The 6,080-nt window shown below is 51.4% G+C and carries 7 protein-coding genes; all 7 read left to right on the top strand.

Annotated elements, in window-relative coordinates; genetic code table 11:
- Positions 1-1,332, top strand: a 1,332-nt coding sequence (locus Q4A73_RS07020; RefSeq protein WP_303206742.1) for a DUF2972 domain-containing protein, incomplete at its 5' end; no start/stop codon positions are given.
- A 71-nt stretch (positions 1,333-1,403) separates the two neighbouring features.
- Positions 1,404-1,592 carry a putative motility protein gene (locus Q4A73_RS07025; RefSeq protein WP_303206743.1) on the top strand — a complete coding sequence of 63 codons (189 nt, stop codon included), beginning with the start codon at positions 1,404-1,406 and terminating at the stop codon, positions 1,590-1,592.
- A 100-nt stretch (positions 1,593-1,692) separates the two neighbouring features.
- Positions 1,693-2,841: a Na+/H+ antiporter NhaA gene (nhaA, locus tag Q4A73_RS07030; protein WP_303206744.1), complete on the top strand. Its 1,149-nt coding sequence runs from the start codon at positions 1,693-1,695 to the stop codon at positions 2,839-2,841.
- The gene (gene nhaA / locus Q4A73_RS07035) at positions 2,838-3,986 is read left to right on the top strand and encodes a Na+/H+ antiporter NhaA (RefSeq protein ID WP_303206745.1); all 1,149 of its coding nucleotides are present in this window, start codon (positions 2,838-2,840) and stop codon (positions 3,984-3,986) included. Before nhaA (Q4A73_RS07030) ends, nhaA (Q4A73_RS07035) begins: the two co-directional genes overlap by 4 nt.
- A gap of 7 nt (positions 3,987-3,993) precedes the next feature.
- Positions 3,994-4,467 carry a C40 family peptidase gene (locus Q4A73_RS07040; RefSeq protein ID WP_303206746.1) on the top strand — a complete coding sequence of 158 codons (474 nt, stop codon included), beginning with the start codon at positions 3,994-3,996 and terminating at the stop codon, positions 4,465-4,467.
- Complete coding sequence (gene murI, locus Q4A73_RS07045) at positions 4,464-5,219, top strand: glutamate racemase (protein WP_303206747.1); 756 nt, start codon at positions 4,464-4,466, stop codon at positions 5,217-5,219. Before Q4A73_RS07040 ends, murI begins: the two co-directional genes overlap by 4 nt.
- Entirely contained in the window at positions 5,216-5,971 is a 756-nt protein-coding gene (map, locus tag Q4A73_RS07050; protein WP_303206748.1) for a type I methionyl aminopeptidase, read from the top strand. The genes murI and map overlap by 4 nt, the downstream gene beginning before the upstream one ends.
- Positions 5,972-6,080 lie beyond the last annotated feature (109 nt).

Consider the following 6,080-nt stretch of genomic DNA (forward strand, 5'->3'; position numbering starts at 1 on the left):
GCGGCGGCTGGGAATTTGGGCCGGGAGAATTTAAACGGCGCGCAAAACCCGGCGGGTGCGGCAGCTGGTGGTTTGGCCGGACGGGAGAATTCTGGCGCGGACTTTGCGGCTGAGTGTGCGGCCTATGCGCGTGAGGGGCTCACTTACCGCACGCTGGGCGCAGAGGCGGCCTGGGCGCTGAATTTGCCGCTGCCGCGGCGGTATGAGTGGCTCGTTGCGTATATCCCCGGAGCGGCTTCGCAGTGCTTGGCGGCTTTGATGGGGAGGGTTTTTGGGAAAAATTTCACAGGCATAGTCTGGGAGTGGGATGAGCAATATTATTTTGATGCCCAAGCATTGCTGCTTGAAAGCCCTAAGGATAATGTTTTGGGGCTTCATTTGGAGTGGATTAGCGAGGGGGTGATGCGTAAAATGGCGGCTTTGTGCGATTGTAGCGTGCCCGTTTTTGTCGCCTTGCGGGATCCGATTTTGGTGCTGCTGACCTGGGTGAATCATCGTGGGGAGCATTACCAGAGCCATCATCACATCGATCTGAGGACGAATTTGAAAAGGGCCTTTGATGATTTTAGTTTTCACACGGCGAGCTTTGAGGAGGGGCGGATGGTGCGGGTGGATGGGAAGCGGCCGCATCCTAGGAGCGTTTCGTTTTATCTTGGAGTGATGACCCTGCACTCGCGGCTCAAATACTTCAAGGAGCGGGGCTTTGAGCTGATTTACTATGATATGGAGGAGCTTGCGGCTGATAGGGTTTTGGCCGAGGTGCCAAAACTGGCGCGAAGGCTTGGATTTGGTGTGGATGAGGGGGAGCTTTGGGGTCTCAGTTTGCGGAGTAAAAACGGCTCTGATACGGCCGTTTGGGAGCTGCCAAGGACGCTTCACTGCTTCACAAACGAGGCGGAGCGGGAGCTTGGGATTAGGATTTTCATCTCCACTTTTGACTGGCGTGAGGGCTATGAGGGGTGGCGGGATCTGAGCGCTGAATTTTTGGAGGAAAATCGCTTCAATTTGGTCTTTTTGTGCGAGGAGGAGAAGTGGGCGCTGCTTCGCGAAAATGAGAGCTTGATGGAGAAAACGAAACGCTATTGTCGCTATTTTGAGAGGGCGCTTGAGCGGCGGCTGGAGTATAAGAGGAGCATTTTGGTAAAGCCCTCTGAGCTGGTGGAATTTCTGCTGGAGGAGGAGGTGGGGGAGGAGCTTTTTGGGCTGCTTGAGGCTGAATTTGCTCCCGTGCTGGAGGAGTGCGGGGGCTTTGCGTGGGAGTTTTATGGGGAATTTTGCGAAAAATTCAAAATGTTAAAATTAAAAAATTCTGCGATTGATGAAACATTTTGAATTGTTGTAAGCCTTCATTTTTTCAAAAAAGAGTCGATGTGGAAAAGTCTAAACCAATAAAGGAGGAAAAAATGGTTTCAGATGTGAGCAATGGTTCTTTAATGTTAACTGTTGGTGCTACTATGCTCAAGAAGACTATGGACACCAATGAACAACTTGCTGCCAGGCTTTTTGAGGGTATGGACGCCCTGCAGACCTCCACTCAAGCTCCAGCTAGTGCTGGGACTAGTCCATCAAGCGTCCTAGACATTTACGCTTGATCTTAGGCACGGATGATTTCGTGCCTACTTCATCAATCGTAACCTTCCTTAACTTTGCTTTGTTACAATCGCGGCTTGAATTTATCTTAGGAGTGTGGCATTGCAAGTCGTTAAAAAGGTAGTTTTGAGCGAAACCTTCCCCGGAATTTTGCTGATTTTTTTCACCCTCTTTGCCCTGTTGTGCAAAAATTCATCTTTGAGCGAGGCTTATACGGATTTTTTCCGTGCGAATTTCACAGTGGGCTTTGATGATTTCCAAATTTCAAAGCCGCTAGATCTTTGGATCAATGACGGCCTCATCGCCATCTTCTTCCTCTGCATAGGACTGGAGCTCAAATACGAAATGCTAAGGGGCCAGCTCAAAAACATCCGTGCCGTTTCCCTGCCCATCTTCGGCGCCTTAGGGGGTATGGTAGTGCCAGCCCTCATTTTTGCCGCCATCAACTTCCACCACGACTTTGCCATGAAGGGCTGGGCCATCCCCACCGCCACGGACATAGCCTTTGCTGTGGGGGTTTTGATGCTCTTGGGGAAAAGAATTCCCTCAAGCCTCAAGCTTTTCCTCCTGACCCTAGCCATCTTTGACGACCTAGGAGCCATCGTTATCATCGCCTTATTTTATACCGATCAGCTTTCTGCCTTCGCCCTGCTCGTTTGCTTGATGTGCATTTTTTTCTTATTTTTGCTCAATTATTTCCACATCACCCAGCTTCCTTTTTATGTCCTCGTGGGCGTGGTGCTTTGGATAGCGATGCTCAAAAGCGGCGTCCATGCGACCCTAGCGGGGGTGATCATCGCGCTTTTCATCCCGCTTGATACCAAAACCAAGCGCCCCTATCTCCACGCCGTGCTCCACAGCCTTAATCCTTGGGTGATCTACTTCATCCTGCCGCTTTTTGCCTTCGCCAATGCGGGCATTGACTTGAAAAATATGAACCTCTCGCTCATTTTCTCTCCGGTGAGTTTGGGGATCATTTTGGGGCTTTTTGTGGGCAAGCAGGTGGGTGTCTTTGCCTTTTCGTATCTGGCGATTAAATTCAAGCTCGCAAAACTGCCAGAAAATGTCAAATACGCCAAATTTTACGGCATTTGCATCCTCACGGGCATCGGCTTTACGATGAGCCTTTTTATCGACGCCCTAGCCTACAAAAACAGCGACATCTTCGAGCACGCTGACAAGCTTGCCATTTTGATCGCTAGTTTTTTGAGTGCCTTCATCGGCTATGTGTATTTGAAGCTCGTTAAATGAACCTTGCAAAAGGACAGCACAGCGAAACTCTGGGCGGAATTTTACTCATCATCAGCGCCATTTTCGCCCTGCTCGTTCAAAACAGCCCCCTAAGCGTTTATTACAGCGAATTTTTAAGCCTGCAAGTTGGCTTTAATGTCGGGGAATTCGGCCTCAACAAGCCCTTTTTGCTCTGGATCAATGACGGCCTCATCGCCATTTTTTTCTTCGCCATAGGGCTCGAGCTTAAAAAAGAATTCACCCAAGGCTCCCTCAAAAATCCTCACAACATCATCCTGCCCTTCGTAGCCGCCCTCGGTGGCATAGCCCTTCCCGCCCTCATCTTCGCCCTCATCAACCACCACGACGCCTACGCGCTAAAGGGCTGGGCCATCCCCACCGCCACGGACACGGCCTTTGCCTTGGCGATTTTGCTCATGTGCGGCAGGCAAATTCCAGCCTCACTCAAGGTTTTTTTGCTAGCCCTAGCCATTTTTGACGATGTAGGAGCGATCTTAATCATAGCGATTTTCTACACCACAGATCTTTCCTTTGCAGCCCTAGTGGTGGCAACCGGAGCCATCATAGCCCTGCTTTTTTTGAATGTATTTGGCATCACGCGCAAGTCCTTTTATTTCATCTGCTCACTCGTGCTTTGGGTGAGCGTTTTAGAAAGCGGCGTCCATGCGACCCTAGCCGGTATCATCACAGCCTTTTTCATCCCCTTGCAGACCAAGCAAGGCGAGCCTTTTTTAAAAGAAATTGACTCAAGCCTGAAATTTTGGCTCATCTTCGTCATCCTGCCGCTTTTTGCCTTCGCCAATGCGGGGGTGAATTTAGCCAATCTCGACCTTGATTCTGTGCTTTCTGGCGTGAGTTTGGGGATATTTTTGGGGCTTTTTGTGGGCAAGCAGGTGGGCGTCTTTGCCTTTGCGTATTTGGCGATCAAAATGGGCTGGGCAAAACTGCCAGAAAATGCGAATTTAAGGCAGCTTTATGGGGTTTGCATCCTCACGGGCATCGGCTTTACGATGAGCCTTTTTATCGATGGTTTGGCCTATGAGGTGAGCGATGTTTTCAACTACGCGGACAATCTATCCATCCTCATCGCCTCCTTTTGCTCGGGGATTTTGGGCTTTATTTTTTTGAAATTTTTTGCCAGGTGAGCGCACGATGGGAAAGATTTTTTTAGCCGGACTTTTGTTGTTTCTAAGCGGATGCGGCCTTCATTTTGGCGATCTTAGCCCCAAAAATGCCGACACGCACCTCCAAAGCAAACTCAAGCACTTCGTTCAAAAATGGAAGCACACCCCCTATGTTTTAGGCGGCGCCAGCAGGAGGGGCTCGGACTGCTCGGCCTTCACCCAGGCCATCTTGGCCGAATTTGGGGCCAAAATCCCCCGCACCACCAGGGCACAGCTTAATGGGGGCGAAAAAATTCTCAAAAAGGATCTCAAAGCGGGCGATTTGGTATTTTTTAGGACAGGACGCGGGCCCAACGGCTTGCATGTGGGGATTTATCTGGGAAATGGCGCCTTCGCGCATCTTTCCACGCGGGGGGGCAGCAAGGAGGCGCGACTTGATAATCCCTACTGGAAGCCCAAATTCATAGGCTCTAGGCGCTATAAATTGCAGGGGACAAGGTGAGAGTGGGCGTTTTTGACAGCGGGGTGGGAGGACTTAGCGTGCTAAAATCCCTATACGAGGCGGATTTTTTCGAGGAATTGATTTATTATGGCGACACCGCACGCGTGCCCTACGGCGTGAAGGACAGGCAGACCATCGTCAAATTTTGCCTCGAGGCCTTGGATTTTTTTGAAAATTTCAGACCCGACATGCTCATCATCGCCTGCAATACCGCCAGCGCCTACGCCCTGCCCGCACTGAGAGAGCGGGCGAATTTTCCCGTTTATGGCGTCATCGAGGCGGGGGTTTTAGCGACCGTTAAGGCCCTGCCCGATAAGGATGGAGAAATTCTCGTCATCGCGACAAGGGCGACTGTGGAGTCGGGTGAGTATCAGGCGCATCTTCAAAGGCAGGGCTTTTCTCGGATCAGGGCACTGCCAACGGGACTCTTCGTGCCTATGGTGGAGGAGGGCATTTGGGGGGGGGACTTGCTCCAAAGTGCCCTGCGGCATTATTTTGACGGCCTAGAAAGCCCAGACGCCCTCATCCTAGCCTGCACGCATTTTCCATTCCTCAGCAGACCCCTGCAGGAATTTTTCGGCACAAAAACCAAGCTCATCCACTCGGGCGAGGCGATTATGGATTTTTTGAGAACCAGCGCAAGACTCAGCCCCTCAGGCAGGAGGGCGCGCTTGAAATTTTACGCCTCAAGCGCGGTGGAAGATTTGAGGCAAAGGGCTAAAATTTGGCTCAATTTAAAGGACACGCCATGATACAACTAAGAAAAGCAAAAGAAATCGAAACCCTACGCAAGGCCAATCAAATCGTAGCCAGGACTCTGGACTATTTGGAGCGCGAGATTAAGGTAGGGATGAGCCTGCGCGAGATCGCCGCACTGGCTGAGGATTTCATCCTAAAATCCGGGGCAAAGCCCTCATTTAAGGGACTTTACGACTTTCCCAGCGCCATTTGCACCTCACTAAATTCCATCTGCATCCACGGCATCGCCGATGATAAAATCATCAAGGAAGGCGATGTTTTGGGGCTTGATGTGGGCACGCTTTTTGAGGGCTATTACGGCGATGCGGCCAGGACCATCGGCATCGGCGAAATTTCACCCAATGACGTCGCCCTCATCGCCTGCGCCAAGGACGCCCTTTATTTTGCCATCGACTCCATCAAGGAGGGCATGCGCTTCAAGGAGCTTTCCGCCCTTTTGGGTGCGTTCATCCAGAGCAGGGGTTTTGTGCCTTTGCAGGGGTATTGCGGTCATGGCATCGGCGACAAACCCCACTGCGAGCCCGAAATTTTAAACTACCTAGAGGAGGGCGATAGCATCAAAAACGGGCCGAAAATCAAAAACGGCATGGTTTTTTGCCTAGAACCCATGATTTGCCAAAAAGACGGCACGCCCACCCACTCCAATGGCCGCTGGGACGCCGCCAGCGCAGACGGGCTCAACACCGCGCATTTTGAGCACTGCGTAGCGATGATCAAAGGCAGGGCTGAAATTTTATCCTTATAATCCACACTTTGAAGGCTTGGATTCTCCCGCCAAAATTCCCCCGCCGCGCCACAATTCCCCCTCCCCGCGCCGTCGCCGCTTCGCTCCGCCTCCGCGGTCCGCGCCCCAG

The sequence above is a fragment of the Campylobacter sp. genome (assembly GCF_030528245.1).
In the GTDB taxonomy this organism is placed as follows: domain Bacteria; phylum Campylobacterota; class Campylobacteria; order Campylobacterales; family Campylobacteraceae; genus Campylobacter_D.